Origin of the sequence: Sagittula stellata E-37 (assembly GCF_039724765.1) — a bacterium.
Lineage (GTDB): Bacteria > Pseudomonadota > Alphaproteobacteria > Rhodobacterales > Rhodobacteraceae > Sagittula > Sagittula stellata.
Genome location: NZ_CP155729.1, coordinates 1,390,393 through 1,416,782 on the forward strand (window position 1 = coordinate 1,390,393; position 26,390 = coordinate 1,416,782).

The window sequence follows — 26,390 nt, forward strand, 5'->3', positions numbered from 1 at the left end:
TGGGAAAGACCGGCATGACCGAGCCTGCGGCTCGACAGTGCTGTTGCCGGTAGAGGAGGGGCCCCGTCACGCGCGTGGCGCGGAGCCCCAAAGCGTGCTCAGAGCAGCTCGAGGTTGCCGGCGGACTGCTTGCCGTCGCGGCCGGTCTGAAGCTCGTAGCTGACTTTCTGGTTGTCGGCGAGGCCGGTCAGGCCGGAACGCTCGACTGCGGAAATGTGGACGAAAACGTCCTTGCCGCCTTCATCCGGCTGGATGAAGCCATAACCTTTGGTGGTGTTGAACCATTTCACGGTGCCTTTGGCCATCGTGTGTCTCCTGTCTTGTTCCGCACGCGGGAGTGCTGCGGGTCGGCGTAGGTCAGAGCAAAATCGGTGCTCTGTCGCCGTATGAGGGAGACAGGTAGGCGATCTGGTAACGTAGCAAGGCCATCTTATCGCAGATCGGGTGATTCTGAGCAAGAGAGTTTGCGTTAACGTCAGGTTGAACGCGCTGCGCGACAGGCGCATTCCGGCCTGTGCGTCGGTTCGATATCGCCTGGTGCCGTTCTGGTCGGCAGCGTTGACGTCTGGTGTGGCGGAGTACGCCTCAGTCGCAGGGAGAGGGCACTCCCCCTGCGTCCGGTTCTGCCCGAAGGCAGATCGTCAGAGCAGCTCGAGGTTGCCTGCGGACTCTTTGCCGTCACGGCCGGTCTGCAGCTCGTAGCTGACCTTCTGGTTGTCGGCGAGGCCGGTCAGGCCCGAACGCTCGACTGCAGAGATGTGCACGAACACATCCTTGCCGCCGGATTCCGGTTGAATGAAGCCATAACCTTTGGTGGTGTTGAACCATTTCACGGTGCCAGTGGCCATCGTGTCTCTCCTTAAGTGTCCGCACGCGGAAGTGCTGCGGGTCGGCGTAGGTCAGAGCAAAATCGGTGCTCTGTCGCCGGGTGAGGGAGACAGGTAGGCGATCTGGGTAACGGTAGCTTGGCCCGTTTGACAGGTTTGGTGAGTCGGGGCAAGAGGGTTCGTGTTAACGGGGTGGTGAGGTCACGAACTCAAGCTGTCGTTGGAGGGAAAAGGTAGCTTACGCAGGTCTTCTTTGTCATCAGCTACTTGCTTCAATCGTGCAAAACGATTTTCGCGCTTAGCTCTCTCGATGTACCATTCATCCAACAGTGTCTCGATCAACTCGATCAACAGGTGTGCTTCGTCTGGATCAACAGACACTATTCGGTCGATATCTTTCTCCATATGCGCGCCAATATTGCCCAAGCTCCGCAGATGATGAAGTGCATCAATGCTATCTAGGTTCAGGACCCATTGATTTGGTTGAGCGAGCGTGATTCACCGTTCGAAAACGAGCGGTGAACATGTCTGATCTCTACTGGTTGAGCGATGCGCAGATGGCGCGTCTGGAGCCTTACTTCCCCAAGTCGCACGGCAAGCCCCGGGTTGATGACCGGCGCGTTCTGAGCGGTATTATCTTTATCAATCGCAATGGATTGCGGTGGCGAGATGCGCCAAGGGAATACGGCCCGCACAAGACACTCTACAACCGCTGGAAGCGGTGGAGCGATAGAGGCGTCTTCGCCCGGATCATGGCCGGGCTGGCGGGCGAGCATGGTGAGGAGACGACCGTGATGATCGACGCAACTCATCTGAAGGCCCATCGCACGGCGTCCAGCCTGGGCGTGAAAAAGGGGGGCGTGGACGGCTGATTGGCCGGACGAAGGGAGGCATGAACACGAAGTTGCACGCCGTCTGCGACAGCCATGGCCGGCCCATCGACCTGTTCCTGACTGCCGGCCCCGTCAGCGACTACATCGGGGCGCGTGCGCTGGTCGGCGGGCTGCCAGACGTGAAATGGCTGCTCGGAGATCGCGGCTACGATGCCGACTGGTTCAGAGAAGCCTTGCAAGACAAGAAGATACGCCCTTGCATCCCGGGCCGGACGAAACGGAAGACGCCCGTCCCGTACGACAAGCGCAGGTACAAGCGTCGCAACCGGATCGAGATCATGTTCGGCAGGCTCAAGGATTGGAGACGGGTGGCGACCCGTTATGACCGATGCCCAAAGACCTTCTTCTCAGCGATCGCACTCGCTGCGACCGTGATCTTCTGGCTTTGAGAGAGAACGAGTCCTGACCCTAACGAGACGCCCCTTGGGGCGGAGCCATTCTTAGCCATTTCCTTTAGTTTTTCGATCTCGTTGAATAGATTTTTCTCTTTAATGCCACAAAAGTCGCGGATCATACCCTGAAGGCACCGGCGGGATAATGTGGCCGATGCTTTCGGCGACAAGAGGCTTATTCGACATGCCTCTGTGTAGTCTTCGATGATCGGTGTAGGGATGAAGCTAGGTTCAGGACCCATTGATTTGGTTGAGCGAGCGTGATTCACCGTTCGAAAACGAGCGGTGAACATGTCTGATCTCTACTGGTTGAGCGATGCGCAGATGGCGCGTCTGGAGCCTTACTTCCCCAAGTCGCACGGCAAGCCCCGGGTTGATGACCGGCGCGTTCTGAGCGGTATTATCTTTATCAATCGCAATGGATTGCGGTGGCGAGATGCGCCAAGGGAATACGGCCCGCACAAGACACTCTACAACCGCTGGAAGCGGTGGAGCGATAGAGGCGTCTTCGCCCGGATCATGGCTGGGCTGGCGGGCGAGCATGGTGAGGAGACGACCGTGATGATCGACGCAACTCATCTGAAGGCCCATCGCACGGCGTCCAGCCTGGGCGTGAAAAAGGGGGGCGTGGACGGCTGATTGGCCGGACGAAGGGAGGCATGAACACGAAGTTGCACGCCGTCTGCGACAGCCATGGCCGGCCCATCGACCTGTTCCTGACTGCCGGCCCCGTCAGCGACTACATCGGGGCGCGTGCGCTGGTCGGCGGGCTGCCAGACGTGAAATGGCTGCTCGGAGATCGCGGCTACGATGCCGACTGGTTCAGAGAAGCCTTGCAAGACAAGAAGATACGCCCTTGCATCCCGGGCCGGACGAAACGGAAGACGCCCGTCCCGTACGACAAGCGCAGGTACAAGCGTCGCAACCGGATCGAGATCATGTTCGGCAGGCTCAAGGATTGGAGACGGGTGGCGACCCGTTATGACCGATGCCCAAAGACCTTCTTCTCAGCGATCGCACTCGCTGCGACCGTGATCTTCTGGCTTTGAGAGAGAACGAGTCCTGACCCTAGGCATCGGCTTGGCGGCGCTTTCCGGCATCAAGCGCATTTTTGCAATAGGTTCAGCGTTCTCAAGGAAATAGCGGTGTCCGTTCTGATACGTTCCAGTATTAACAATGGCGACCGACACGGTCGGCATCAAACAGTCGGGATTCGAGCAAGCAATGGCGCGAGAGATTAAGCCAATGTTTCCAGTGGCGATGTCACCGATATAATAGTGAACTTCGACATTGGAAACTGAGGGATTTGTTACGGCTTGATCCAGGTTGCAATGTGGGCAGCGCCAACGAAATGCCATAGTTTGTCCTCGAACTAGGGGATGGAACTCACATACTTTCAATCGCAGTCATAAAGGTAGGGTGGGTTTGCAACCCACCCGATTGTTCAGCGCGTGAACTTCTTGTGCTTCAGGCGCTTGGGTTCGAGGGCATCGGCGCCGAGGCGGCGTTTCTTGTCTTCTTCGTAGTCTTCGAAGTTGCCTTCGAACCATTCCACATGCGCTTCGCCCTCGAAGGCCAGGATGTGGGTGCAGATCCGGTCGAGGAAGAAGCGGTCGTGGGAGATGACCACCGCGCAGCCGGCGAAGTCGACCAGCGCGTCTTCCAGCGCGCGGAGGGTTTCCACGTCGAGGTCGTTGGTCGGTTCGTCGAGCAGGATGACGTTGCCGCCCTCCTTCAGCAGGCGCGCCATGTGGACGCGGTTGCGTTCGCCGCCCGAGAGTTGGCCCACCTTCTTCTGCTGGTCGCCGCCCTTGAAGTTGAACGCCCCGCAGTACGCTCGGGAGTTCTGTTCGGCGTCGCCCAGCTTGATGACTTCTGCCCCGCCGGAGATCGCCTGCCAGACGGTGTCGGTGGCGTTCAGGTCGTCGCGCGACTGGTCGACGTAGGACATCTGCACGGTGTCGCCCAGCTCGACCGTGCCGGCGTCGGGTTTTTCCTGCCCGGTCAGCATCTTGAAGAGCGTCGACTTGCCCGCGCCGTTGGGGCCGATGACACCGACGATGCCGCCCGGCGGCAGCGAGAAGGTCAGGTCCTCGATCAGGAGCTTGTCGCCCATCGCCTTGTTCAGGTGCTCCACCTCGATCACCTTCGCGCCGAGGCGCGGGCCGTTGGGGATGACGATCTGCGCCCGGCCGACACGCTCACGCTCGGACTGGTTGGCGAGGTCGTTGTAGGCCGCGATACGGGCCTTGGACTTCGACTGGCGGGCCTTGGCGCCCTGACGGATCCAGTCGAGTTCGCGTTCCAGCGTCTTCTGCTTGGCCTTGTCCTCGCGCGCTTCCTGTTCCAGCCGCTTGGCCTTCTGTTCCAGCCAGGACGAATAGTTGCCCTCGTAGGGGATGCCGCGGCCACGGTCGAGTTCGAGGATCCAGCCGGTGATGCTGTCGAGGAAGTAACGGTCGTGGGTGACGATCAGGATCGTGCCCTTGTAGTCGATCAGGTGTTGCTGGAGCCAGGCGATGGTCTCGGCGTCGAGGTGGTTGGTCGGTTCGTCGAGCAGCAGCATGTCGGGCGCTTCGAGCAGCAGCTTGCACAGCGCGACGCGGCGGCGTTCACCGCCCGAAAGCGTCGCGACGTTGGCGTCGTCGGGCGGGCAGCGCAGGGCCTCCATCGAGACGTCGACCTGGCTGTCGAGATCCCAGAGGTTCTCGGCGTCGATCTGGTCCTGAAGCTGGGCCATCTCCTCGGCGGTCTCGTCCGAGTAGTTCATCGCCAGTTCGTTGTATTTGTCGAGGATCGCCTTCTTCGCCGCGACGCCCAGCATGACGTTCTCGCGCACGGTCAGGCTTTCGTCGAGCTGCGGCTCCTGCGGCAGGTAGCCCACCTTGGCACCCTCGGCGGCCCAGGCCTCGCCGGTGAAGTCCTTGTCCATGCCGGCCATGATCTTCATCAGGGTCGACTTACCGGCGCCGTTGACGCCGACAACGCCGATCTTCACGCCCGGCAGGAAAGAAAGGCGAATGTTTTCAAAGCACTTCTTGCCGCCCGGATAGGTCTTGGAGACGCCGTCCATGTGGTAAACGTACTGGTAAGAGGCCATAACATCGCTCCGCTGAGGCTGTCGGTTTCGTGCGCAGTATCGCATGGGCCGTGAAGGTGCAATCCTGAGCGGCGGGACAGCCGGTGCGTGTCACGCCGCCTGCGCCCGATGCCACAAGATTTAACGATTTCTTTCAGATGCTTGATGGCTCCCCACGGTTTCTGCTGCCACGCGTGCCGCGCCAGTTTTCGATTAATTCGATATAAAGACTTCAGGATCATGAATGGCATCGTCCGACGGGCCGTGCGGTCGCGCATGTCCCGATCAAATTGCGCCGGAGATACCGATGAATTCCGACACTCTTCCTCCCAAGTCCGCACTGGCGATGAACATCAAGTGGAAGTTCCCGCTGCAGATCGCCGTGCCCACGCTGGTCATCGTCTTCGCGGTGTCGGCCTTTGCCTACTGGCAGGCGGTCCGGGCGCTTGAATCGCGGCGCAATGTCGTCATGGAAGCCGTCATGGAGGAGCGCCAGTTCGCGCTCAAGGAATGGCTGCACACGATCGAGACGGATATCGTGCTGCTGGCCGAGGCCGACAGCACGAGGGATGCGCTGAACAGGTTTACCCGGTCCCGGCGGCTGATTGGAGAGGCCCCGGACGAAACGCTTCGGCGGCTCTACATCGACGACAATCCCAATCCCGTCGGGGAGAAGGACAATCTGCTGACGGCGCGGGACGGTTCGATCTGGTCGGAGGAGCATGAAGTGTACCATCCCGACCTGCGCCGCTTTCAGCAGATGCGGAACTACTACGACCTCTTCCTGTTCGATGCCGACGGCAACCTTGTCTACACCGTGTTCAAGGAGCGCGACTTTGCCACGAATTTCCTGACCGGCCCTTATGCCGACAGCGGGCTGGGCGATGCGTTCCGCCGGGCGCTGGACATGAACGAAGGCGAGATCGCCTTTTCCGACTTCGCGGCCTATGCGCCCAGCAACGGCCAGCCGGCCAAGTTCGTCGCCGCGCCGGTGTTCGATGCGGACGGTGTGCTGCTGGGCGTCGCGGGACTTCAGATCGACATCGATCGGGTGGGCACGATTCTGGGGCAGACGCCGTTCCTTGGCCGGACGGGCGAGATCTACGCGGTCAACGAGGCCGGCCTGGCCCTGACCGCGTCTGTTCAGGAGGGCGGTCACGGCATCTTCGATCCGCTGCCGGACCTGCCGCAGATCCGGGCGGCGCGGAACGGCGAGGAGTTTTCCTCGACCGACGTCACCGGGCTGTCGGGCAATCCGGCGGTGGCGCTGTCGAACAGTATCGATTTCGATGGCACGCAATGGCACATCGTGATCGAGCAGGACCGCGTCGAGGCGATGGCGACCGAGAACGAGCTTTTCGCCACGACCGTCGCGCAGGTGCTGATCGTGCTGGTCATGGTGATGGGGGTGGCGTTCCTTGTCGCCCGGATGCTGACCGGGCGCATCGGCGACCTGTTGCAGGGCGTGCGCCGCATCGCCGAGGGCGACTACAAGACAAAGGTCGCGCAGGCCGACAAGGCGGACGAGATCGGCGACATCGCCCGCGCGCTGAACGGTTTCCGCAAGGACCTGTCCGAGGTGGAGGCGGCCCATGCCCGCGAAAAGCAGAAGGCGCTCCAGCAGGCCAAGGCGGTGGAGGCGCTGCGCGAGGCGTTGTTCAAGCTGGCGGACGGAGATCTCGACTGCGCGATCCGGCAAACGCTCGATGGCGATTACGCCCCGCTGAAGGAGCATTTCAACGCGACGGCGGAATCGCTGTCCGCGATCATCGAACAGTTGCGCTCAAGCGCGGTGTCGATGGAGGCGGACGTCGACCGGCTGAGCGATGGCGCTGAATCGCTGTCCTCCCGTACGGAGAACCAGGCCGCGACGCTTGAAGAGACCGCCGCCGCCATGGACCAGATTTCGGCCAGTGTGAAATCGACCGCCGATGGCGCCAAACAGATCGTGGGTGCCATCGGCGTGGCGCGCGACCAGGCGGAGCAGGGCGAAGAGGTGCGGGGCCGTGCCGTGCAGGCCATGAGCGCCATCGAGAGCTCGTCGAAGCAGATCGCCCAGATCATCGGCGTGATGGAGGACATCGCATTCCAGACCAACCTCCTGTCGCTGAATGCCGGGGTGGAGGCCGCCCGGGCCGGCGAGGTCGGGCGCGGCTTCGCGGTTGTCGCGTCGGAAGTGCGGGCGCTGGCGCAACGGTCCTCGGACAGTGCGACCGAGATCCGCAACCTCATCACCAACTCGAACGACAATGTGTCGAACGGGGTAAGACTCGTGTCGGAACTGGGCGGCGCGATGGAGGGCATCCTGCGCGAGGTCGTCTCGGTCTCCGACCGGGTGGAGCACATCGCGGCGAGCGCGGCAGAGCAGGCGCAGGGCATCAGCGAGATCAACAACGGTATTTCGATGCTGGACCAGGTGACGCAGCAGAATGCCGCGATGGTGCAGGACAGCGTGGCGGCGAGCCGCGGGCTGAAGGACAAGTCCGCCGATCTACGCACCCTCGTGGCGCGGTTCCGTTCGCAGGGGAGTGGCGGATCGCAGGTCCGTCCCGTGGGAGCTGCCCGGCCCGTGGCGAAGGCCTCGGCACCCGCCGCGCCCAAGACGGGGAAGGCGGCCTCCGTGGCCCGGCTCGAAAAGGATGCGCCCGGTCGCCGCAGGCCCCACGCGCCGAAGAAGACCGCCCGCCCGGCGGCCGGGTCAGGCGCCACACATGCCAGTACGGCGGATCTCGGATGGGACAGCGCAGACGCCAAGCCGATCCCTGCGGACACCGCGCCCAAGGCCCGCGCCGCGTCAGGCGGTTCATCGCCGCTGTGGCAGGATTTCTGAGAACCGGCAGCGGCTTGGCGGTCAGCCGCTTGATCCGGTCCGCGGGAATGCGTAGGCCTGAGGGCAGGAGCCACGCAGGAACAGGACCCGCGATTGAGACCGTTGGACATGCCATCCGCGTTCCGGCCCGGCGCCCGCGTGGGGTTGCTGGGCGGATCGTTCGACCCCCCGCACGTGGGCCACGTCCAGCTGTCGCGGGAGGCGCTGAAACGCTTCGGCCTCGACCGGGTGGTGTGGCTGGTCAGCCCGGGCAACCCGCTGAAGCCCCATCCACCCGCCCCCCTGGCCGAGCGGATGGCGGCGGCAGAGGCCATCCTCGGCGGCCATCCCGCCATCGCCGTCAGCGACATCGAGGACCGTCTGGGCACGCGCTACACCGCCGAGACACTGGCCCGGCTGACCGCACTTTGCCCGCGCGTGCGGTTCACCTGGCTGATGGGGGCCGACAACCTCGTGCAGTTTCACCGCTGGGACAACTGGCACGAAATCATGGACCGCGTGTCGGTGGGCGTTCTGGCCCGTCCGGGCCACAGGCTGGCGGCGCAGAGGTCGGTCGCGGCGCGGGCCTATGCAGATGCCCGCATACCGGCGCGGGCCTCGCGCACGCTGGGGGGGGCTGTGGCGCCGGCGTGGTGTTTCGTGAACATGCCGATGCGTCCGGAGAGCTCCAGCGCGCTGCGCGCGGCGGGCCGCCGGGGGGCGGAAACGTGACCGTGAGAGGGCAATTGCCCGGTTGCGGCGGCGCGCGAGATTGGCTTAGATCGCCGCCATGACCACCGGGGTTTCGAGACGTTCCTTTCTATTCGGCGCAGGCGCACTGGCGCTTTCTGCAGGCGGTGCCCTGGCGGGTCCGCCGGAGGTGTCGCTCAGGCCGGTGGCCCGGGGCGAAGACCTTCGGCTGCGCAACCTGCCCTCCATCGACGAGCTCATCGCCCGGGCGCGGCTTGACGGCACCGTGGGATTCTGCGTCTCGGACGCGGCCACCGGAGAGGTGCTTGAAAGCCACGACCCCGATCAGGGCCTGCCGCCCGCCAGCGTCGCCAAGGCGCTGACGTCGGGCTACGCGCTGGCGCAACTGGGGCCCGATCATCGTTTCGAGACCCGCGTCATGGTGACTGGCGCTGTCAGGGATGGCGTGGTGCAAGGCGACGTGATCCTCGCCGGTGGCGGCGATCCCTCGCTTGAGACCGACGACCTCGCGACGCTGGCGCAGCGGCTGAAGGCGTCGGGCGTGACCGGCGCGACCGGCGGCTTTCGCGTCTGGGGCGGCGCGCTGCCCTACCAGCACGACATCGACACCGCGCAGCCCGATCACGTCGGTTACAACCCTTCGGTGTCCGGCCTGTGCCTGAACTTCAACCGCGTGCATTTCGAGTGGCGCCGGGCCGGGGGGGATTACGAGGTCACGATGGACGCGCGGTCGGGCGCGCACCGGCCCGAGGTGCGCATGGCGCGCATGGCCGTCGAGGCGCGCAGCGTGCCGGTCTACACCTACAGCGACGCCAACGGGCAGGACGCCTGGACCGTGGCGAAGGGGGCGCTGGGCTCGGGCGGGGCGCGGTGGCTGCCGGTCCGCAAGCCGGAGCTTTATGCCGGAGAGGTGTTCCAGAGTTTCGCCCGTGCCCAGGGTATCAAGCTGGGTGCGCCGCAGGTGATCGAGACCCTGCCCGAAGGGGCGGAACCGGTGGCCCGGATCGAAAGCGGTCTGCTGACCGACATCCTGCACGACATGATGAAATATTCGACCAACCTGACCGCCGAGGTCGTGGGCCTTTCGGCGAGCCGGGTGCGCCTTGGGCGGATGCCGCGCGATCTGCGCGAATCCGCCGGTGCGCTGAACGACTGGGCGGAAGAAAGCCTTGGCGTGCCGGGGATCGGGCTTGTCGACCATTCGGGGCTGGGCGACCTGAGCCGCGTGCCCGCCGCCCGGATGATGGAGGCGCTTGTCGCGCTGCACCGGGAAAAGCAGCTGAAGCCGCTGATGAAGCCGTTCCTGATGCGCGATGCGCAGCGCCGGGTGATGGATAACCACCCGATCTCGGTGCATGCCAAGACCGGGACGCTGAACTTCGTGAGCGGGCTGGCGGGGTTCGCCGACCTGCCGAAGGGCCGGGAGCTGGCCTTTGCGATCTTCACCGCCGACCTCGACCGGCGCGCGGCGCTGACTGTCGAGGAGCGGGAACGCCCCGAGGGCGCGTCCTCGTGGAACGTGCGGGCGAAGATGCTGCAGCAGGCGCTGATCGAACGCTGGGGCGTGCTCTACGAGGCGTGAGCCCGGCCACACCGGTCCGGCGGGGCAAAATGGCCCCCTTTTTCATGACGGTGTATTCACGGCGGTGACGCAGTCGCGGGTCGGCGCTTGCCCTGTCCAACCCGCGGAACGGCCCGTAGGGCGGGGCTGTGCGCCGCCCCGTTTGCCGTCTTGCGATCCGATCAGTTGGTGATGACCACGCGCATGTTCTGCTTGCCGACCTGCTGGGTCAGGCCGAACAGCACGGCGGCGTGTTCGGGGTGCAGCCGCACGCAGCCCGCCGAGGCCGGACGCCCCAGGCGCGAGATCTGGTCGGTGCCGTGGATCGCGTAATTGCCGTTGAAGAAGATCGCATAGGGCATGGGCGCGTTGTTGTAGAGGCTGGACTTGTGGTTGCGCGACAGCCACTTGGCCGACCACGCCCCGCGCGGCGTGTACTTGCCGTTGCGCGCGGTGGAGACCGGCCACTGGTAGGCGACCTGCCCGTTGTAGATCACGGTCATGGTCTGCGACGAGATGTCGACCTGCGCCACAAGCGGCGCGGCCAGGGCGCCCAGCGGCAGCAGGCAGGTCAGCACCGCACCGAAGGCGGCAGCAAGAAAACGGTTCATAATGGTCCCTCCAGGAATACGCGGGCAGCGCGATTGGCGAAAATATGCCGATCCTGAGGATACAATGCCGTTAATGCCCGGTCAGTCCGGGAATCCTGACCCGTCGCGGCTTTGCCGCGACATTCGCGCCGACCGATGCGAAAATGCCGCGGTCTGATGCGTTTTCTGCGGCGAAATCAGAGGGAAAGGTGACGCGCGCGGGCGCCGCGCTCGATCGCGGCGGCGTGCAGGCGGTCTATATTCAATTCGTAGCGAATCTCTTCGAGCAGGCGCAGCTCGGTCTCGCGCAGGGTGCCGTCGGCGGCGGCGACGTCGCAGGCTAGCGCATAGGCGGTTTCGAACAGGCGTTCGGGGAGGTTGTCCCGCATCAGGCCGAAAAGCGCGTCCAGCCCGTCCTCCTGGTCGAAAAGCTCGAACACCAGCCGCGACATGGCGCCGATCCGGTCGTTGTCGTAGTCGGCGAAGACCGGCAGCAGGTTGACCGCCGAGTCGATCTTGACCAGCTCGGAGGTGCGCACGTTCTCGTCCGAGGCGGAGACCGCGATCATCAGGGCCACGAGGCAGTCCTGCGGGCTGAGCGGGTGTGTCACGTCGGTCATGGTCGAACCCTTCGTCTGATCGGCAACTCTCGTACACCCGCTGTTTATTGACCCCGGCGCGCCGGGGCAATAGGAAGCGCGCGGTATCCACCCCCTTACGATCCCGAGGAGTTCCGGACATGTCCGATCTGCGTGACGCCGCCATGACGGCAAAGGCCTGGCCCTTTGAAGAGGCGCGCCGGATCCTCAAACGCTACGAGAAGGCGCCGCCCGAGAAGGGCTACGTCCTGTTCGAGACGGGCTACGGCCCCTCGGGTCTGCCGCATATCGGCACCTTCGGCGAAGTTGCGCGGACCTCGATGATCCGCCGGGCCTTCCAGGAGATCTCGGACATCCCGACGCGGCTGATCTGCTTTTCGGACGACATGGACGGAATGCGCAAGGTGCCGGGCAACGTGCCGAACCAGGACCGCCTGCGCGAGGACTTGCAAAAGCCGCTGACCTCGGTCTACGACCCGTTCGAGACGCACGAGTCCTTCGGCCATCACAACAATGCCATGCTGCGGCGGTTCCTCGACACCTTCGGGTTCGAGTACGAGTTCATCTCGGCGACGGAGTTCTACAAGTCGGGCCAGTTCGACGAGACGCTGCTGCGCGCGGCGGAACGCTACGACGACCTGATGAAGATCATGCTGAAGTCGCTGCGCGAGGAGCGCCAGCAGACCTATTCGATCTTCCTGCCGATCCACCCGGAGACGGGCCGCGTGCTGTACGTGCCGATGAAGCACGTCGATGCGGCGAAGGGCGAGATCACCTTCGACGACGAAACAGGGCGCGAATGGACGCTGCCGGTGACCGGCGGGCAGGTAAAGCTGCAGTGGAAGCCGGACTTCGGCGCCCGCTGGGCGGCGCTGGGCGTCGACTTCGAGATGTACGGCAAGGACCATTCGACCAACACGCCGATCTACGACGGCATCTGTCGGGCGCTGGGCGCGAAGGCGCCGGAGCATTTCACCTATGAACTGTTCCTCGACGAAAATGGGCAGAAGATCTCCAAGTCGTCGGGCAACGGCATCTCCATCGACGAGTGGCTGACCTATGCCTCGACCGAGTCGCTGTCCTACTTCATGTTCCAGAAGCCCAAGACGGCGAAGCGGATGCACTTCGACGTGATCCCGAAGGCGGTGGACGAGTATCACCAGCAGCTTCGGGCCTACCGCGGGCAGGACGCGGCGGCGCGGTTCAACAACCCGGTGTGGCACATTCACGGCGGCGAGGTGCCGGAAAGCACGCTGGTGGTGCCGTTCTCCATGCTGCTGAACCTGGCGTCGGCGGCCGGGGCCGAGGACAAGGCGGCGATGTGGGCCTTCATCAACCGCTACGCGCCCGATGCCTCGCCCGAGACGCATCCGGATCTCGACGCGGCGGCGGGGTTCGCGGTGAAGTACTACAAGGACTTCGTGAAGCCGTCGAAGGTCTTCCGCGCACCCAACCCGCAGGAGCGCGCGGCGATGGAGGACCTCGCGGCCCGGCTGCGCGGCTGGGACGGCGGTGCCGACGACGAGGCGCTGCAGTCGCTGGTCTTCGCGGTCGGCAAGGAGCACGGGTTCGAGAACCTGCGCGACTGGTTCAAGGCGCTTTACGAGGTGCTGCTGGGCCAGAGCCAGGGCCCGCGCTTCGGCGGCTTCATCGCGCTTTACGGCGTGTCCGAGACCGCATCGCTGATCGAGACGGCACTGGCGGGCGAGCTGACCGCCTGACCGCCTGAGCGGCGGTTTGGCGTTCCGAGGCGTGACCGCGGACGGTTGAAACTTTTGACCGCCCGTCCGCGTGCCTTACCTTGCGACACATGCAGGGGAGGCACGTCATGCGCGGATTTCTGAAACTGGTCATGCTGATGGGACTGGCAGGCATGCTGCTGGTCGGTGCCGTGAGCGCTGAAGAAGAGGTCAGGCCCCGCGATCCGGCAATCGAGGGGGTCATCCGCCAGCAGATGGACGCCTTCCTGGCCGAGGACGTGGAAAGCGCGTTCGAATTCGCCGCCCCCAACATCCAGAGCATGTTCCGCACGCCGAAGATCTTCGGCGACATGGTGCGCAACGGGTATCCGATGGTCTGGAAGCCGTCGGGTGTTCAGTTCGGCGACCTGCGGATGATCGACGGCGCGCTGTGGCAGGAGGTCTATGTCATGGACGGACGCGGCCGCAGCTTCGCGCTGGATTACCGGATGCTGGAGGTGGATGGCGCCTGGCGGATTTCCGGCGTGCAGTTCCTTCAGACGCCGGACGTGTCGGCCTGAGCTTTGGCCGATCCGGATCCGAACCGGGCCGGCTCAGGGGCCGGACCGTGCGCCCTCGGCCCAGCGTACGCTCAGGTCCGAAGGCGTTAACCGGCTGTTGATACTTCCCTCTCCCGACCGGGGCGCCCGTGCCCCTCGCGTGGAAAGGGATCTCGATGAACAAGGCGATTACCGACGGACTGGTCTTCATGCCGCCCGCGTTTGCGGCGGGCAACCTCGGTCTGTTTTCCCGGGGCGACGGGGTGCCGGGGTCGGATACCTACGCGAGTTTCGCATCGGCGGCCTTCGTTCCGGCGGATCAGGACTTCGGCGGTTGCCTTGAAATCCAGAAGACCAGTGCCACGCAGAAGCTGCGCTACATGGGCCAGACGCCGCTGCCGCCGGGCTGCTACCTGCGGGTGACGGCGCGGGTGAAGGCCGTGGCGGGCGCGTTGCCCTCGGTCCGGATCGCGGGATATCCTGCGACGGCGGGTGGGGCGGCGGTGGGCGGTGTCGTCACCGTCGGCGCGTCGGTTGCGCTGACGGACTACGGCGAGGTGGTCGAGGTCTCGGCCATCGTCGGCGCGGGCAATCGCGAAGGCGTCGATCTGGTCTGGGGGACGGGCGCGGCCTACGGGCATTTCGGCATCGACCTGACCGGGGCGAACGGCGGCGTGGTGCGGGTCGACGACCTGACGATCGAGGACGTCACCGGTGCCTTCCTGCGCGACATGATGAACTGGGTGGATGTGCGCGATTTCGGCGCGCAGGGCGACGGCGTGACCGACGACACCGCCGCCTTTGCCGCCGCCGATGCCGCCGCGAACGGGCGGCGGGTGCTGGTGTCGGCGGGAACCTACCGGCTGGCGTCTTCGGTGACGCTGGAGAGCCGTGTGACCTTCGAGGGGACGCTCGACATGCCGGTCGACGCGATCCTGTCGCTGACCAAGGATTTCGCGCTGCCCGACTACATCGACGCCTTCGGTGGCGACGAGGAACTGGCCTTCCGCAAGGCGGTGCAGTCGCTGATGAACGGCGCCGATCACGAAAGCCTGGACCTGTGCGGGCGGCGGGTGTCGGTGTTCGCGCCCATCGACGTGCAGGCGGCGGTGCCGAACCGCACCAGCTATGCGCAGCGCCGGGTGATCCGCAACGGCCAGCTTCGGGCCGAGGACAGCGGCAACTGGACGCCGGAGACGGTCACCAGCCAAGCCACCTATTCGGCGGCGAACGAATGGAAGCTGACGGCGGTGGCCAACGTCGCCAACATCCAGGTCGGCAGCCATGTCACCGCGCCCGGCGTCGGACGCGAGGTCTATGTGCGCGAGGTGAACGTGCCCGCGCAGGAAGTGACCCTGTCGCAGCCACTGTCGGACGCGGTGGGCGTGCAGGTCTACACCTTCACACGCTACAAGTTCCTGCTGGATTTCACCGGCTTCGAGCGGCTGAACGTGTTCGAGCTGGAGGGCGTCGAGTTCCAGTGCAACGAATTGGCCAGCGGCATGGCTTTGCCGGCGCTGGGGACGGTGAACGTGGTGCGCAACTGCGTCTTCAACCGGCCCGGCCACCGCGGGCTGGTCTCCATCGGCGACGGTTGCCAGGGGTTGCTGGTCGATCATTGCCAGTTCATCAGCCACGAGGGCGGGACCCTGTCGCAGAACCGCCAGTCGGTGGGCGTCGTGGTGAACGCCAACGACGTGAAGATCCGCAACTGCCGCGCGTCGCAGTTCCGCCATTTTGCGGTGGTCAGCGGCGCGCAGAGCGTCATCACCGGCAACCACTTCTTTCAGGGCGACGCTGCGACGAATGGCATACGGACGGCGGGGATCGTCATCGCCCTGCGCGCCTGCAACACGCAGATCACGGGCAATTACATCGACAACTGTTTCATCGAGTGGACGAACGAGCGCGAGCCGGAGCCGGATTTTTCCGGCGGGTTCGGCTTTGCGGGCCTGTCCGTCACCAACAACGTGATGCTGGTGTCGGACGTGGCGACGAGCTTTGCCTTCATCGTGGTGAAGCCCTACGGCTCGGGGCATTTCGTCAACGGGATGAACGTGTCGGGCAACACCTTCCGGGGCGTGCGGGTGGCCATCGACCGGGCGGAGAAGGTCGACACCTCCTTTGCGGCGCTGGAGATGGGCAGCATGCGGGCGCTCAGCTTTCACGGCAACACCTACCACAACGTGGTGCGCGGCGCCGAGAACCCGCTAACCGTGAAGCACAGCCAAAACACCCATGCGCAGGTCTGGGAGATCGACAGCGACCAGCGCCTGCCGTTCAACGGGTGGGCAGAGCAGGTCGACGGTGTGACCACCACCTCGCGTCCGCGCAACGAGGCGAACGTCAGCAATTACGCGATGCCCTACACGCAGGCCGCCACCGGCAGCAACAAGGACAGGGTGCAGCTGGTCTGGCCCGTGCCGATGCTGGGCGACGTGGCGGTGACGATGCGCTGCGACGTGTAAGCCGTGTTCCGCGTGTGAACAGGCCGCGCCGCTTGCCGGGCGCGGCCTTTGAGGGTGCGCTTTAGGCCGCGTTCAGCGCCAGCAGGGCCGAGCGGCGCACCGGCGCCAGCATCATGTCGAAGACGGTCTGCAGGAACTCCACCGTCAGGTCGGCGGCGGTGACGGCGGCGCGCAGGGCCAGCCGTCCGCACATCCTCAGCGCCGCCTTGACGAAGCGCAGCGTAGTCTCCGCGATTTTCTTCGACAGGAGCGCGCCCTGGTGGATCGCCTCGACCATGCGGTCGAGCACGGTGATCCCGGCAGACAGCGCCAGCCCGGCCATGTTGACCATCCGCATGATCCCCCGCAGCGCCATCGACAGCGCGTGGTATCCCAGCGCCGAAAAGCCCTGCGCCTTTTCCGCCAGCCCCAGCCAGTAATCCGGGTCGCTTTTCTGGGCGAGCGGCGTGGCGGCGGGCCAGCCGGAGGAGGGCATCCGGTTGCGGTACTGGATGCGGTCGTGGGCGCGGGGCGTGATGTAGGTGAACCCGAAATCCAGCCCTGTCGCCCCGGCGGCGAAGTGCTGGAAGGGCAGGACGGGCAGCATCGGCACGGGGTCGGACACGGAATAGACCCGCCTGACGGTGCCCGGCGTCAGCACCCGTCGCAGCTGCGACGACAAGCCGAAACCGCCAATCCGGGGCGTTCCGAAGGTGTAGAGCCGGCAGGCCGCGCCGCCCCGCAGGCCGTAGTCCGCCATGGCGAGCGTCGCCATCGCACCGCCCAGCGAGTGCCCGACGAAATGGAGCGTCTCGGGCCGCGCGGCGTCGATGATGTGGTGCAGGTCGTCCTGGAAGGTCGTGTAGATCCGGTTGAAGCCCGCATGAACGATGCAGTCGCCCGGGCCGCGGTCCATCCCGAAGTTGAAGTTGGACACCCAGTCGCTGGCGGACACGCTGCCCCTGAAGGCCACCACGAGATCGCGCCCACCGCCGCCGTTCTTCCGTTCGAACACCGCACCGAAGCCCGAGGTGTCGCGCAGCGAAAACGCGCCCGACTGGCCGGTGAAGCCGGTGAGGGTCGAGAACTCCGTCAGGTCCGCCGAACAGCCGCCCTTCTTCTTCTGCGCCGCCGCCAGAGAGCCCTTCGCGCGCCACGTCGCCGCCGAATTGTCGGTCGCGGCCGCGGTGTCGTAGGCGAGATCGGCGAAGGTGGCGGCCTGGCTGCCTGTCAGGAGGGTCATGCGGTGTCCTTCACTCGATCAGAGTACAGGTGCCGAAGTGTATGTCGTCGGCGTGGGGTTCCACGCCGATGGCACAGCGGACGTTGAAGGGGCGGCCATCGGTTTCGGCATTCAGCGTCAGGCCACGGGTGGACAGGTAAAGGAACTGGAAGGCTCCGTCGGGCAGGTCGGCATAGAAATCCTGTGTCACCGCCTCGCGCGCAGGGATCATCTCGAACAGTCCGCGCTTCGGCGGCACGGCGCCAAACGAGAAATGGCCGCTGTCATCGGTCACGGTGCTGTCCTCGCCGCGCTTGCCGCGCCAGTACCACGCACGCCGAACGGGTGTGTCGGGGACGGGCGCACCGTCCGCGTCGACAAGCTGACCGCTCATCGGGGAGCAGAGGTATTCGTCAGCGCGGGCCATCGCCGTCTCCGCATCAATAAGGATAAGGGCCGCAAGCGCGACCCGGGCCAGTAACCGAAAGGGCATATCGCATGAACTTTGTTCTGCCCCCCTGTCTACCGCTTTGAGCGCAAGGCGAAAGTCAGGAAAACCGGAGGTGCACCCGACGGAGGAAGAAACGCGGTCCGGGCGGGTGGCCCGCGTTTGCCGGACGTGCCGGCGCGGCGGTATGCGACCTATCGGCGGCGGGCAGGCCCCGGGCCCGCTTGAGGGCCTTGGCGGCGTCGATGTCGGGCGCGCGGGCCCCTTCGGCCTCGGCCTTTCCCGTCAGGGCGATGCGGCCCTCGGTGAGAAAATCGGCGCGGATCTGGCTGGGGGAGAGGGGCACCGGTCTGGTCCTTTGGCGCCTATATGCGCCCGTTCGCGAGATGGGTCAGGGTCGCGCCGGTCTCGTAGTAAAGGCTTTTGGCGCCGGCGTAGGCTTCGGGCTGCGGGTCCTGGACCGGCAGCGGCAGATCGCCGGTGCCAAGCGCCCAATCTGCGGCGGCACGGCCAAAGAGCGTGCCGGGGGAAATGCCGCGCCCGCTGTAGCCGAAGATGGAAATGCCGGTGCGCCCGCGCCGTTCGATGCGGGGCAGGTGGGTGCCGGTCATCGCGATGCGCCCGGTCCAATGCTGCTCGAACGGGATGCCCGCCAGTTGCGGGAAGACCTTCGCCATCTTGCGCGTGGCCCAGCCGCGATGCAGCGCGCCGCCGAAACCGTCGAGATTGCCGAGCGCGCCAAAGATCATCCGACCCGCCCGATCGAGGCGGAAGGACGACATGATCATCGCCGTGTCCCAGCAGCCTTCGCCGCCGGACAGGATGCTTTGCCGCAGATCGTCGGGCAGGGGGGCGGTGGCCAGTTGGAAGAAATGCGCCGGAATGATCGCGTTGTCATCCGCCGCGCCCGTGCCATAGGCATTGGTGGCCTGGATCAGCCGCGCCGCGCGCACCTCGCCCTGTGCCGTTCGGATCGTCCAGCCGTCAGAGGTTTCCGCCATGCTCAGGGCGCCCGTTTCCTCGAAGATCCGCGCGCCCTGAGCCGCTGCCGCACTGGCCAGCCCCTGAACATAGGCCAGCGGCTGTATGGTGCCGGCCCGCCCGTCCCAGAGCGCGCCGTAGTACGCCGTACTGCCCGTGCGCCGCGCGGTTTCTTCCGCGTCCAGCAGCTTGACCGGCGCGCCACGCGCCTCTTGCTGGGCAAAGCGGTTTTCCAGATCGCGCAGGCCAGCCATCGAGTGGGCACAGTGCAGCGTCCCATTCCGTGTCGCCTCGCAGCGGATCTGGTGCTTCTCGATCAGCTCGAAGACCGTTGCGGGGCCGGTGGCGAGCAGGTCGTTCAGCCCGCCTCCGGTTGTCTGGCCAAGCGTCTTTTCCACGTCGTCCGGCGGCGTCCAGAGCCCCGCGTTGACAAGGCCGACGTTGCGGCCCGACCCGCCATAGCCAATGGTCCGCGCCTCCAGCAGCGCGACCGAGGCGCCACCGGCGGCCAGATGATAAGCCGCCGAGACGCCGGTGAAGCCGCCGCCGATGACGGCGACATCGACGGCGATCTTGTCACGCAGAGGTGCATAGGGGGTCCGGTCGGGCGCGGTGTCGGACCAGAGGCTGTCGAGGCGCGGATCGGTCATATCTCGAACGAAATGCCTTGGGCGAGCGGCAGCTCGCGCGAGTAGTTCACCGTGCTGGTCTGACGGCGCATGTAGGCGCGCCATGCGTCCGATCCGCTTTCGCGCCCGCCGCCGGTTTCCTTTTCGCCGCCGAAGGCTCCGCCGATTTCCGCGCCCGAAGGCCCGATGTTGACGTTGGCGATGCCGCAGTCAGAGCCTTGCGCCGAGAGGAAATGCTCGGTCTCGCGTAGATCGGTAGAGAAGATGCACGACGACAGGCCCTGCGGCACCGCGTTCTGCATCGCGATGGCCGCGTCGAGGTCGGTGTATTTCATCGCGTAGAGGATCGGCGCGAAGGTTTCGGTGTGCACGATGGCGCTTTGCGCGGGCATTTCGACGATGGCGGGGGCGACATAGGCCGCATCGGGGTATTGATCCGTCAACGCCCGGCCACCGCCATGGACGGTGCCGCCTTCGGCGCAGGCCTGTTCCAGCGCCTTCTCCATCGCCGTCATGGCACCTGCGTCGATCAACGGGCCGACAAGGGTGCCGGCCTCAAGCGGGCTGCCGATGGAAAGCCCTTCGTAAACCTTGGTCAGGCGCGGGATCAGCTGGTCGTAGATGTCTTCGTGCACGATCAGGCGGCGCAGCGAGGTGCAGCGCTGGCCCGCCGTGCCGACGGCGGAAAAGACAATCGCCCGCACGGCCATTTCCAGATCCGCCGAAGGGGCGACGATCATCGCGTTGTTGCCGCCGAGTTCAAGGATCGTCTTGCCCAGCCGTTTGGACATGTCCGCCGCGACCGCCTTGCCCATGGGCACGGAGCCGGTTGCCGAGATCAGCGCCACATCGCGCGAGGCGGTCAGGACCTCGCCCAGGTCGCGTTCGCCGATCAGGGTCTGGATCAGGCCCTCGGGCGCGTCCCCGCCGAAGGCCGCCATGGCGCGGTCGCAGATCTTCTGGATCGCCAGCTGGGTCAGCGGGGTCTTCTCGGACGGCTTGGCGATGACCGGATCGCCGCAGACCAGCGCCAGCGCGGCGTTCCAGCACCACGGCGCTGCGGGGAAGTTGAAGGCGGTGATGATGCCGCAAACCCCAAGCGGGTGCCATGTTTCGCGCATCGAGTGGCCGGGCCGTTCCGACGCGATGGTCAGACCATAAAGCTGACGCGACAGGCCGACCGCGAAGTCGCAGATGTCGATCATCTCCTGCACCTCGCCCAGCCCCTCCTGATAGATCTTGCCGCATTCCAGCGACACGAGGCGGCCGAGGTTCTCCTTTTCGCGGCGCAGCTCTTCGCCGAGAAGGCGCACGAGTTCGCCCCGCCGTGGCGCGGGGACCTTGCGCCATGCCTCGAAGGCCTCAACCCCCTTGGCAATCGCGGCCTCGGCGTCGGCGACCGAGTGCATTGGAACCCGGGCGATTTCGCTGCCGTCCACAGGGGTGGTGACGGAAAGCGTGCCGCCGGTGGTTTCCGCCGCGGTCAGGCCGCAGGCGTCGAGAATGTGCTGGTAGGTCATGAGGCTGTCCTTTGGTTCGAGATCAGGCCCTGGACGGCCCGGTTCAGGCGCGCGCAGCCGTCTTCCAGATCGGCGCGTGCATATGCGTAGGATGGGCGGAAATGTTCCGGCAACCCGAAGGCTGGGCAGGTCGCGAGGCCGGGGCCGCTCGCGGCCAGAATGTAGGCACAGACGTCGGCGTTCGTCGCAATCGGGGTTGGCAACGCCGCGCCGGACGGGAAGACGTGGGCGGCCCCGTCGGGCACCTTGCAGGCGATGCCGGGAGTGACGTTCAGCGCCGCGTCTTCCGAGATCGCGACGATCCCGGACAGCGTCATTCCGTCTGTTCTGTCGGCTTTCCGCAGCACGGCGCGCTCCTGTTACATGGGCTGTTTGACATGCTGTTCTCTCATATGAGAAACGCGATTATCGCATTTATCATGCAAAAGGATCATACCCATGCCGCATCCGAAGCGCTTCCTGCCTCCGATGACGGCGCTCCGCGCGCTCGAGTCGTTCGAGCGGACGGGGAATGTGACGCAAACCGGTCTTGAGCTGGGCGTGTCGCAAAGCGCGGTGAGCCGTCAGCTCAAGGTTCTGGAGGACTACCTGGATACGCCGCTGTTCACGCGGGACAGGAAGGCCATCGCGCTTACCCCGGCGGCGCGCGACTACTGCACGCAGATCAGGGCCGCGCTCGAACAGATCGGAACGGCAAGCCTGCGCCTGAAGGCCAACCCCCGCGGCGGGCAGTTGAACATCGCGATGCTCCCGGCTTTCGGTGTCCGCTGGCTGGCCCCGAGGCTGCCCGACTTCGTGGCGCGGCATCCGGAAGTGACCGTGAACCTCAGCACCCGTTTGAAACCCTTCGATTTTGCGTCCGAGCCATTTCACGGGGCCATCCACTTTGGCGGGCGCGACTGGTCCGATGTCGCTTATCAGGAGCTGATGCGCGAATACGTGGTGCCGGTGGCGTCGCCGAAGGTGGCGGGCACCTTGCGGGGCAACACCCTGACCGATCTGTTTTCCCTGCCGCTTCTTCATCTGGAGACGCGCCCGGATGCGTGGGAAAAATGGGCTCAGGCGCTTGGAGAAGAGGTCGAGTGCCCCGTCGGCATGCTTTTCGATCAGTTCGCGTCGATGGTACAGGCGGCCATCCACGGTATGGGCGCCGCGCTGTTGCCGACCTATCTTGTAGAAAACGAATTGCAGGACGGCCGGCTGGTTGCGCTGTGGTCTGAAAGCAAGACCAGCGTCGGCACTTACTATTTCGTCTGGCCCAAGGATGAGCCGAACTATCAGCCGCGCGCCCTGTTCGTGGACTGGTTGAGGAAGGCTACGGACGGGAAAGCCAAGGACGGCACGGGCCGCCGGCATCTTGATCCCGCGTCTTGAGGGGATCGATCCGTCCGTTGGACTGGGCAGGGTCGCGATGGGGCGGATGATCTCGTCCCCGCTGACTCCGAGCGGCACGTCGAAACAGGAGGGCGCGCTGTCGCGGATCGGCATCTGGGGGCGAGCTACAGCGGGGGACACCTGATGGTGGTGGGCGCGCCCCGGCCGGGTTGCCTTGGCTGTCTGGGCAAGAACCCGGTCTTCGCCCTCATGTTGCGTATCGTGTCGCGCCCCGTCGCGCCGTGTCGACCGGGGTCGAGAGCACCAAGGCCTGGTGGGCGCGCTGGTCGCAGTTGGCGCGGGGGCAGATGCGGCAGTTGATGCCGATCTCGGTGGGGCGGGCCTCGGTCAGGTTGAGGTCCTCGGCGTAGCCCAGGGCGTCGGCGTGATCGCGGGCGCAGCCCATGGCCACGGCAAGGCGGATGTCCTGCGCGTGGCGGGTGAAGGTGGGCCGGTCGACGGTGCGCGCGAAGACGAAGAACTGCGACCGGTCCGGCATCTCGACCACCTGCGGCACGATGCGGCCGGGCGTGCGGAACACGGAGTGGACCTCAAGCCTCGGGCAGGCGCCGCCGTACTCGGCCAAGTGGAAGTCCGTGGCGTTGAAGCGCTTGGTGACGTTTCCCGCCTTGTCGATCCGGAGGAAGAAGAAGGGGATGCCGCGGTGCCCCGTGCGCTGGAGCGTGGTGGCGCGGTGGCAGGCCTGTTCGAACGAGACGCCGAAGCGGGTGGCGAGGTGGTCGAAGTCGTACTTGGAGGCCCGCGCTTCGGCCAGGAAGCGGTCGTAGGGCATGAGCACGGCGGCGGCGAAGTAGTTCGCCAGTTCGACCCGGCAGCGGGCGCGGCCGTGGGCGTCTTCCAGCCCGGCCTCGGTCAGGATGGCGTCGAGCAGGTCGGCCTGTTCGAGAAGGCCCGCGACATGCACGAGCTGGAACAGGCGGTTGGGGTGGTCGAGGGCTTCGGAGAGGCGGACCTCGCCCTGGGACTGGTCGTATTCGCGCAAGGAGGCGGGCATCTCGGCCACGGGGGCGATGCGGACACGCAGGCCAAGCTGCTGGCGCAGGCGGGATTTCAGGGCGAAGTACATGTCGTCGGCGGCGACGGGCGCGTCCCAGAAGGCTTCGGCTGCGGCTTCGAGGCGGGGGAAGTGGTTGTCGTGGCGGCGGAAGACGTTGTGGACGACGGCCTCGGGCGCGGTCGGCAGGACCGATTCCTCGCCTGCGGCGGCCACGGACATGAGCTGATCGGTGGCGGCGAGATAGGCGCGGTGCAGCATGACGAAGGCCTGCGCGAGGTCCGGGCTGTGCGCGAGGCTGGCGCGCAGTTGCGGCAGATCGGGTCGGTGACCTTCGAAAAGCGGGTCCTGGAGGGCGGCGCGGATGTCGGCGAGGGCGGCGGTGTCGTCGTCTTCCGCGATGTCGCGCCAATCGACGCCGTAGGCTTCGAACAGCTTCAGGAGGACCGGGACAGAGACCGATCTTTCGTTCTTTTCCAAAAGGTTGACGTAAGAGGTGGAGATGCCGAGTTCCTTCGCCATCTGGACCTGTGTCTGACCGTGTTCGATGCGCAGGCGCCTGAGGCGCGGGCCGATGAAGGTTTTCATAGTATTTTACAGTATACAGAATTTGACACTTTTACAATTGTGAGGGTTTGTAAAATTTCGCGTTCACAGCAGGACCCGGTTTGGTTTCCGCTTTGTGGGCAGACCGCGCATGTTGGCGTCAGCGAAGAGGAGGCGCCATTATGCAAAGCGGTTACACCCATCTGTTCATTCCCGGTCCCACGAACGTCCCGGAGGTGGTGCGACAGGCGATGAACGTGCCGCAGCAGGACATGCGCGCCCCTGACTTCGCCGAGTTCACGCTGCCGCTGTTCGAGGGCCTGAAGCGGGTCTTCAAGACGACGAACGGCGAGGTGATGATGTTCCCCGGCTCCGGCACCGGCGCGTGGGAGGCGGCGATCACCAACACGCTGAACCCCGGCGACAAGGTGCTGATGTCGCGCTACGGGCAGTTCTCGCACCTCTGGGTGAAGATGGCGGAGATGCTGGGGCTGGACGTGATCTGTGTCGATGTGCCCTGGGGCGCGGGTGTGCCGTGGAAGGAATACGGGCGTATCCTCGGCGCCGACAAGGACGACGAGATCAAGGCGGTCTTCGTCACCCACAACGAGACGGCGGCGGGCGTGGTCAGCGACGTGGCCGCGGTGCGCCGGGTGATGGACGAATGCTTCCATGATGCGCTGCTGTTCGTGGACGGGGTGTCCTCGGTCGCCTCGGTCGATTTCCGGATGGACGAATGGGGCGTCGACCTTGCCGTGACGGGTTCCCAGAAGGGGCTGATGATGCCTGCGGGCCTCGGCATCCTCGGTGTCAGCCAGAAGGCCATGGCGGTGTCTAAGACCGCGCGGATGCGCCGGGCCTACTTCGACTTCGAGGACATGGTGAACATCAACCGCAGCGGCTATTTCCCGTACACTCCCCCGACCCCGCTCCTGCATGGCCTGCGCGCTTCGCTCGACCTTTTGGAGCGGGAAGGGCTGGAGAACGTCTTTGCCCGCCACGCGCGGCTTGCCGAGGGCGTGCGCCGGGGTGTGAAGGCCATGGGGCTGGACCTGGTGGCGGAGCATCCGTCGCTGATGTCCGACACGGTCAGCGCGATCCGTGTGCCGCCGGAGGTGGACGCACGCGAGGTGCTGCGCATCGCCTACGAGGAACTGAACGCCTCTTTCGGGTCTGGCCTGGCGCGGCTGGCGGGCAAGGTGTTCCGCATCGGCCACCTCGGCAGCTTCAACGAGGGTATGGCGCTGACGGCGCTTGGCCTGGCGGAGCTGGCGCTGGTCAAGGCGGGCGCGAAGGTGCCGCTGGGCGCCGGGGTGGCCGCCGCCTCGTCTTATTTCGCCGAAGGCGCGCAGAGCGGCCTCAGGCTGGCGGCGGAATAACCCCGCCTTTTCGAACGCATTCAACGACCGGACGCCTGTCGGCCGCTCCCATCAGGGGCGCGGTCCGGGAGGCTCTGACCAAGGAGGACATCATGTCTCATACGCTTCACCCCCTGCGAAAGCAGCGCCTGCACCGCTCTGAGCTGGCTGTGCCCGCGTCCAACCCCGCCATGGTCGAGAAGGCCGCCGACAGTGCCGCCGACTATGTGTTCCTCGATCTTGAGGACGCCGTTGCGCCGCCCGAGAAGGACCAGGCGCGCAAGAACGCGGTGGAACTGCTGAACGACATCGACTGGGCGGGGAAGGGCAAGACCGTGTCGGTGCGGATCAACGGGCTCGACACGCATTACATGTACCGCGACGTGGTGGACATCATGGAAAAGGCGGGCGACCGGGTGGACACGCTGCTGGTGCCCAAGGTCGGTGTGGCCGCCGACCTCTACATGGTGGAGGCCATGGTCAACCAGATTGAGCAGGCCTGCGGGCTTGAGAACCGCGTGGGCCTTGAGGCGCTGATCGAGACGGCGCTGGGCATGGCCAACGTCGAAGCCATCGCGCAGTTCGGCGGACGGCTGGAGGCGCTGCACTTCGGGGTGGCGGATTACGCGGCCTCGATGCGGGCGCGGACGGTGAACATCGGCGGCCTGAACCCGGACTACCCGGGCGACCAGTGGCACGCCTCGATCAGCCGGATGGTGGTGGCCTGCCGCGCCTACGGGCTGCGGGCGGTGGACGGGCCGTTCGGCGATTTCAGCGATCCGGAGGGCTATGTCGCCGGGGCAAAGCGCGCCGCCGCATTGGGCTGCGAGGGCAAGTGGGCGATCCACCCCAGCCAGATCGCCATGGCCAACGACGTGTTCAGCCCGCCGGAGGCGGAGGTCACGAAGGCGCAACGCATCATCGAGGAGCTGAAGGCGGCAGAGGCTGCAGGCAAGGGCGCGGCGAGCCTCGACGGCAAGATGATCGACGCGGCCAGCGAAAAGATGGCGCGCAATGTGATCGACATGGCGAACGCCATCGCCGCGAAGTCGCAGCCGATCGCGGCGGAATAAAGCTCTTTTGGCGAAGAGGGCGGCGGCGCGAAGCCCCGCCCTACGAGAGCACCCGCAGGCGGCGGGGTGGTTCGGCG

Annotated in this window: 25 protein-coding genes; 11 read left to right on the forward strand and 14 right to left on the reverse strand. The window is 65.5% G+C overall.

What is annotated here, in order from left to right; genetic code table 11:
- Window positions 1-98: 98 nt before the first annotated feature.
- The 3 genes from ABFK29_RS06585 to ABFK29_RS06595 form a co-directional block, all read right to left on the reverse strand.
- Complete coding sequence (locus ABFK29_RS06585; RefSeq protein ID WP_005860647.1) at window positions 99-305, reverse strand: cold-shock protein; 207 nt, start codon at window positions 303-305, stop codon at window positions 99-101.
- A 336-nt stretch (window positions 306-641) separates the two neighbouring features.
- Window positions 642-848: a cold-shock protein gene (locus ABFK29_RS06590; protein ID WP_005860649.1), complete on the reverse strand. Its 207-nt coding sequence runs from the start codon at window positions 846-848 to the stop codon at window positions 642-644.
- Between the two features lie 180 nt (window positions 849-1,028).
- A complete protein-coding gene (locus tag ABFK29_RS06595; RefSeq protein WP_157136532.1) occupies window positions 1,029-1,232 on the reverse strand; it encodes a hypothetical protein in 204 nt (67 codons plus the stop codon).
- 119 nt (window positions 1,233-1,351) lie between these two features.
- Here ABFK29_RS06595 and ABFK29_RS06600 point away from each other — a divergent pair.
- A protein-coding gene (locus ABFK29_RS06600) for an IS5 family transposase (RefSeq protein WP_085983406.1) occupies window positions 1,352-2,109 on the forward strand; the annotation gives its coding sequence in 2 pieces (ribosomal slippage) (window positions 1,352-1,673 and window positions 1,673-2,109; 759 coding nt in all).
- Here ABFK29_RS06600 and ABFK29_RS25145 read toward each other — a convergent pair.
- A complete protein-coding gene (locus ABFK29_RS25145; RefSeq protein ID WP_083803471.1) occupies window positions 2,040-2,405 on the reverse strand; it encodes a DUF4145 domain-containing protein in 366 nt (121 codons plus the stop codon). The two genes, ABFK29_RS06600 and ABFK29_RS25145, sit on opposite strands and share 70 nt — an antisense overlap.
- Here ABFK29_RS25145 and ABFK29_RS06605 point away from each other — a divergent pair.
- A protein-coding gene (locus ABFK29_RS06605) for an IS5 family transposase (protein ID WP_085983406.1) occupies window positions 2,404-3,161 on the forward strand; the annotation gives its coding sequence in 2 pieces (ribosomal slippage) (window positions 2,404-2,725 and window positions 2,725-3,161; 759 coding nt in all). The genes ABFK29_RS25145 and ABFK29_RS06605 overlap by 2 nt on opposite strands.
- Window positions 3,162-3,556: 395 nt before the next feature.
- Here ABFK29_RS06605 and ettA read toward each other — a convergent pair.
- Complete coding sequence (gene ettA / locus ABFK29_RS06610) at window positions 3,557-5,212, reverse strand: energy-dependent translational throttle protein EttA (RefSeq protein ID WP_040604748.1); 1,656 nt, start codon at window positions 5,210-5,212, stop codon at window positions 3,557-3,559.
- 286 nt (window positions 5,213-5,498) lie between these two features.
- Between ettA and ABFK29_RS06615 the strand changes: the two genes are divergently transcribed.
- The 3 genes from ABFK29_RS06615 (at window position 5,499) to dacB (ending at window position 10,293) form a co-directional block, all read left to right on the forward strand.
- Window positions 5,499-8,021 (forward strand): methyl-accepting chemotaxis protein, encoded by a 2,523-nt coding sequence (locus tag ABFK29_RS06615; protein ID WP_050772444.1) that lies wholly within the window; start codon window positions 5,499-5,501, stop codon window positions 8,019-8,021.
- Between the two features lie 108 nt (window positions 8,022-8,129).
- Entirely contained in the window at window positions 8,130-8,732 is a 603-nt protein-coding gene (locus ABFK29_RS06620; protein WP_005860656.1) for a nicotinate-nucleotide adenylyltransferase, read from the forward strand.
- A gap of 58 nt (window positions 8,733-8,790) precedes the next feature.
- Window positions 8,791-10,293 (forward strand): D-alanyl-D-alanine carboxypeptidase/D-alanyl-D-alanine endopeptidase, encoded by a 1,503-nt coding sequence (dacB, locus tag ABFK29_RS06625; RefSeq protein WP_005860658.1) that lies wholly within the window; start codon window positions 8,791-8,793, stop codon window positions 10,291-10,293.
- Window positions 10,294-10,454: 161 nt separating this feature from the next.
- Here dacB and ABFK29_RS06630 read toward each other — a convergent pair whose 3' ends face one another.
- Complete coding sequence (locus ABFK29_RS06630; RefSeq protein ID WP_005860660.1) at window positions 10,455-10,883, reverse strand: L,D-transpeptidase; 429 nt, start codon at window positions 10,881-10,883, stop codon at window positions 10,455-10,457.
- Window positions 10,884-11,059: 176 nt separating this feature from the next.
- On the reverse strand, window positions 11,060-11,482 hold the full coding sequence (locus ABFK29_RS06635; RefSeq protein WP_005860662.1) for a tellurite resistance TerB family protein: 423 nt from the start codon (window positions 11,480-11,482) through the stop codon (window positions 11,060-11,062).
- 119 nt (window positions 11,483-11,601) lie between these two features.
- Here ABFK29_RS06635 and ABFK29_RS06640 point away from each other — a divergent pair, with 119 nt between their 5' ends.
- From ABFK29_RS06640 to ABFK29_RS06650, 3 genes are all read left to right on the forward strand, one after another.
- Complete coding sequence (locus ABFK29_RS06640; RefSeq protein ID WP_005860664.1) at window positions 11,602-13,182, forward strand: lysine--tRNA ligase; 1,581 nt, start codon at window positions 11,602-11,604, stop codon at window positions 13,180-13,182.
- A 107-nt stretch (window positions 13,183-13,289) separates the two neighbouring features.
- The gene (locus ABFK29_RS06645) at window positions 13,290-13,721 is read left to right on the forward strand and encodes a DUF4864 domain-containing protein (RefSeq protein WP_040604749.1); all 432 of its coding nucleotides are present in this window, start codon (window positions 13,290-13,292) and stop codon (window positions 13,719-13,721) included.
- A gap of 155 nt (window positions 13,722-13,876) precedes the next feature.
- Window positions 13,877-16,168 carry a right-handed parallel beta-helix repeat-containing protein gene (locus ABFK29_RS06650; protein WP_005860668.1) on the forward strand — a complete coding sequence of 764 codons (2,292 nt, stop codon included), beginning with the start codon at window positions 13,877-13,879 and terminating at the stop codon, window positions 16,166-16,168.
- Between the two features lie 61 nt (window positions 16,169-16,229).
- Here the strand turns inward: ABFK29_RS06650 and ABFK29_RS06655 are convergent, their stop codons facing one another.
- The 6 genes from ABFK29_RS06655 to ABFK29_RS06680 all read right to left on the reverse strand — a co-directional run bounded on the left by ABFK29_RS06655 (window position 16,230) and on the right by ABFK29_RS06680 (window position 21,264).
- Window positions 16,230-17,390 carry a lipase family protein gene (locus ABFK29_RS06655; protein ID WP_005860669.1) on the reverse strand — a complete coding sequence of 387 codons (1,161 nt, stop codon included), beginning with the start codon at window positions 17,388-17,390 and terminating at the stop codon, window positions 16,230-16,232.
- Window positions 17,391-17,400: 10 nt separating this feature from the next.
- Window positions 17,401-17,796 carry a DUF6795 domain-containing protein gene (locus ABFK29_RS06660; RefSeq protein ID WP_040604750.1) on the reverse strand — a complete coding sequence of 132 codons (396 nt, stop codon included), beginning with the start codon at window positions 17,794-17,796 and terminating at the stop codon, window positions 17,401-17,403.
- 121 nt (window positions 17,797-17,917) lie between these two features.
- A complete protein-coding gene (locus tag ABFK29_RS06665) occupies window positions 17,918-18,163 on the reverse strand; it encodes a hypothetical protein (protein ID WP_005860673.1) in 246 nt (81 codons plus the stop codon).
- 19 nt (window positions 18,164-18,182) lie between these two features.
- Complete coding sequence (locus ABFK29_RS06670; RefSeq protein WP_005860675.1) at window positions 18,183-19,448, reverse strand: NAD(P)/FAD-dependent oxidoreductase; 1,266 nt, start codon at window positions 19,446-19,448, stop codon at window positions 18,183-18,185.
- Complete coding sequence (gene amaB, locus ABFK29_RS06675; protein WP_005860677.1) at window positions 19,445-20,947, reverse strand: L-piperidine-6-carboxylate dehydrogenase; 1,503 nt, start codon at window positions 20,945-20,947, stop codon at window positions 19,445-19,447. The genes ABFK29_RS06670 and amaB overlap by 4 nt, the downstream gene beginning before the upstream one ends.
- Window positions 20,944-21,264 (reverse strand): hypothetical protein, encoded by a 321-nt coding sequence (locus ABFK29_RS06680; protein ID WP_005860679.1) that lies wholly within the window; start codon window positions 21,262-21,264, stop codon window positions 20,944-20,946. The genes amaB and ABFK29_RS06680 overlap by 4 nt, the downstream gene beginning before the upstream one ends.
- Before the next feature lie 121 nt (window positions 21,265-21,385).
- On the opposite strand from ABFK29_RS06680, the gene ABFK29_RS06685 reads away from it, so the two are divergent.
- Complete coding sequence (locus tag ABFK29_RS06685; protein ID WP_005860681.1) at window positions 21,386-22,321, forward strand: LysR family transcriptional regulator; 936 nt, start codon at window positions 21,386-21,388, stop codon at window positions 22,319-22,321.
- A 208-nt stretch (window positions 22,322-22,529) separates the two neighbouring features.
- Here the strand turns inward: ABFK29_RS06685 and ABFK29_RS06690 are convergent, their stop codons facing one another.
- Window positions 22,530-23,924, reverse strand: coding sequence for a helix-turn-helix domain-containing protein (locus ABFK29_RS06690; protein ID WP_005860684.1), 1,395 nt, complete (start codon window positions 23,922-23,924; stop codon window positions 22,530-22,532).
- Window positions 23,925-24,064: 140 nt separating this feature from the next.
- On the opposite strand from ABFK29_RS06690, the gene ABFK29_RS06695 reads away from it, so the two are divergent.
- Both ABFK29_RS06695 and ABFK29_RS06700 read left to right on the forward strand, forming a co-directional pair.
- Window positions 24,065-25,261 (forward strand): pyridoxal-phosphate-dependent aminotransferase family protein, encoded by a 1,197-nt coding sequence (locus tag ABFK29_RS06695; RefSeq protein ID WP_005860686.1) that lies wholly within the window; start codon window positions 24,065-24,067, stop codon window positions 25,259-25,261.
- Between the two features lie 92 nt (window positions 25,262-25,353).
- A complete protein-coding gene (locus tag ABFK29_RS06700; RefSeq protein ID WP_040604751.1) occupies window positions 25,354-26,313 on the forward strand; it encodes an HpcH/HpaI aldolase/citrate lyase family protein in 960 nt (319 codons plus the stop codon).
- Window positions 26,314-26,390: the final 77 nt, after the last annotated feature.

What these genes read in the sequence shown, in the direction of transcription:
- ABFK29_RS06585 (WP_005860647.1), bottom strand. Translation starts at nt 305, where the DNA reads ATGGCCAAAGGCACCGTGAAATGGTTCAACACCACCAAAGGTTATGGC.
- ABFK29_RS06590 (WP_005860649.1), bottom strand. Translation starts at nt 848, where the DNA reads ATGGCCACTGGCACCGTGAAATGGTTCAACACCACCAAAGGTTATGGC.
- ABFK29_RS06595 (WP_157136532.1), bottom strand. Translation starts at nt 1,232, where the DNA reads ATGGAGAAAGATATCGACCGAATAGTGTCTGTTGATCCAGACGAAGCA.
- ABFK29_RS25145 (WP_083803471.1), bottom strand. Translation starts at nt 2,405, where the DNA reads ATGTTCACCGCTCGTTTTCGAACGGTGAATCACGCTCGCTCAACCAAA.
- ettA (WP_040604748.1), bottom strand. Translation starts at nt 5,212, where the DNA reads ATGGCCTCTTACCAGTACGTTTACCACATGGACGGCGTCTCCAAGACC.
- ABFK29_RS06615 (WP_050772444.1), top strand. Translation starts at nt 5,499, where the DNA reads ATGAATTCCGACACTCTTCCTCCCAAGTCCGCACTGGCGATGAACATC.
- ABFK29_RS06620 (WP_005860656.1), top strand. Translation starts at nt 8,130, where the DNA reads ATGCCATCCGCGTTCCGGCCCGGCGCCCGCGTGGGGTTGCTGGGCGGA.
- dacB (WP_005860658.1), top strand. Translation starts at nt 8,791, where the DNA reads ATGACCACCGGGGTTTCGAGACGTTCCTTTCTATTCGGCGCAGGCGCA.
- ABFK29_RS06630 (WP_005860660.1), bottom strand. Translation starts at nt 10,883, where the DNA reads ATGAACCGTTTTCTTGCTGCCGCCTTCGGTGCGGTGCTGACCTGCCTG.
- ABFK29_RS06635 (WP_005860662.1), bottom strand. Translation starts at nt 11,482, where the DNA reads ATGACCGACGTGACACACCCGCTCAGCCCGCAGGACTGCCTCGTGGCC.
- ABFK29_RS06640 (WP_005860664.1), top strand. Translation starts at nt 11,602, where the DNA reads ATGTCCGATCTGCGTGACGCCGCCATGACGGCAAAGGCCTGGCCCTTT.
- ABFK29_RS06645 (WP_040604749.1), top strand. Translation starts at nt 13,290, where the DNA reads ATGCGCGGATTTCTGAAACTGGTCATGCTGATGGGACTGGCAGGCATG.
- ABFK29_RS06650 (WP_005860668.1), top strand. Translation starts at nt 13,877, where the DNA reads ATGAACAAGGCGATTACCGACGGACTGGTCTTCATGCCGCCCGCGTTT.
- ABFK29_RS06655 (WP_005860669.1), bottom strand. Translation starts at nt 17,390, where the DNA reads ATGACCCTCCTGACAGGCAGCCAGGCCGCCACCTTCGCCGATCTCGCC.
- ABFK29_RS06660 (WP_040604750.1), bottom strand. Translation starts at nt 17,796, where the DNA reads ATGGCCCGCGCTGACGAATACCTCTGCTCCCCGATGAGCGGTCAGCTT.
- ABFK29_RS06670 (WP_005860675.1), bottom strand. Translation starts at nt 19,448, where the DNA reads ATGACCGATCCGCGCCTCGACAGCCTCTGGTCCGACACCGCGCCCGAC.
- amaB (WP_005860677.1), bottom strand. Translation starts at nt 20,947, where the DNA reads ATGACCTACCAGCACATTCTCGACGCCTGCGGCCTGACCGCGGCGGAA.
- ABFK29_RS06680 (WP_005860679.1), bottom strand. Translation starts at nt 21,264, where the DNA reads ATGACGCTGTCCGGGATCGTCGCGATCTCGGAAGACGCGGCGCTGAAC.
- ABFK29_RS06685 (WP_005860681.1), top strand. Translation starts at nt 21,386, where the DNA reads ATGCCGCATCCGAAGCGCTTCCTGCCTCCGATGACGGCGCTCCGCGCG.
- ABFK29_RS06690 (WP_005860684.1), bottom strand. Translation starts at nt 23,924, where the DNA reads ATGAAAACCTTCATCGGCCCGCGCCTCAGGCGCCTGCGCATCGAACAC.
- ABFK29_RS06695 (WP_005860686.1), top strand. Translation starts at nt 24,065, where the DNA reads ATGCAAAGCGGTTACACCCATCTGTTCATTCCCGGTCCCACGAACGTC.
- ABFK29_RS06700 (WP_040604751.1), top strand. Translation starts at nt 25,354, where the DNA reads ATGTCTCATACGCTTCACCCCCTGCGAAAGCAGCGCCTGCACCGCTCT.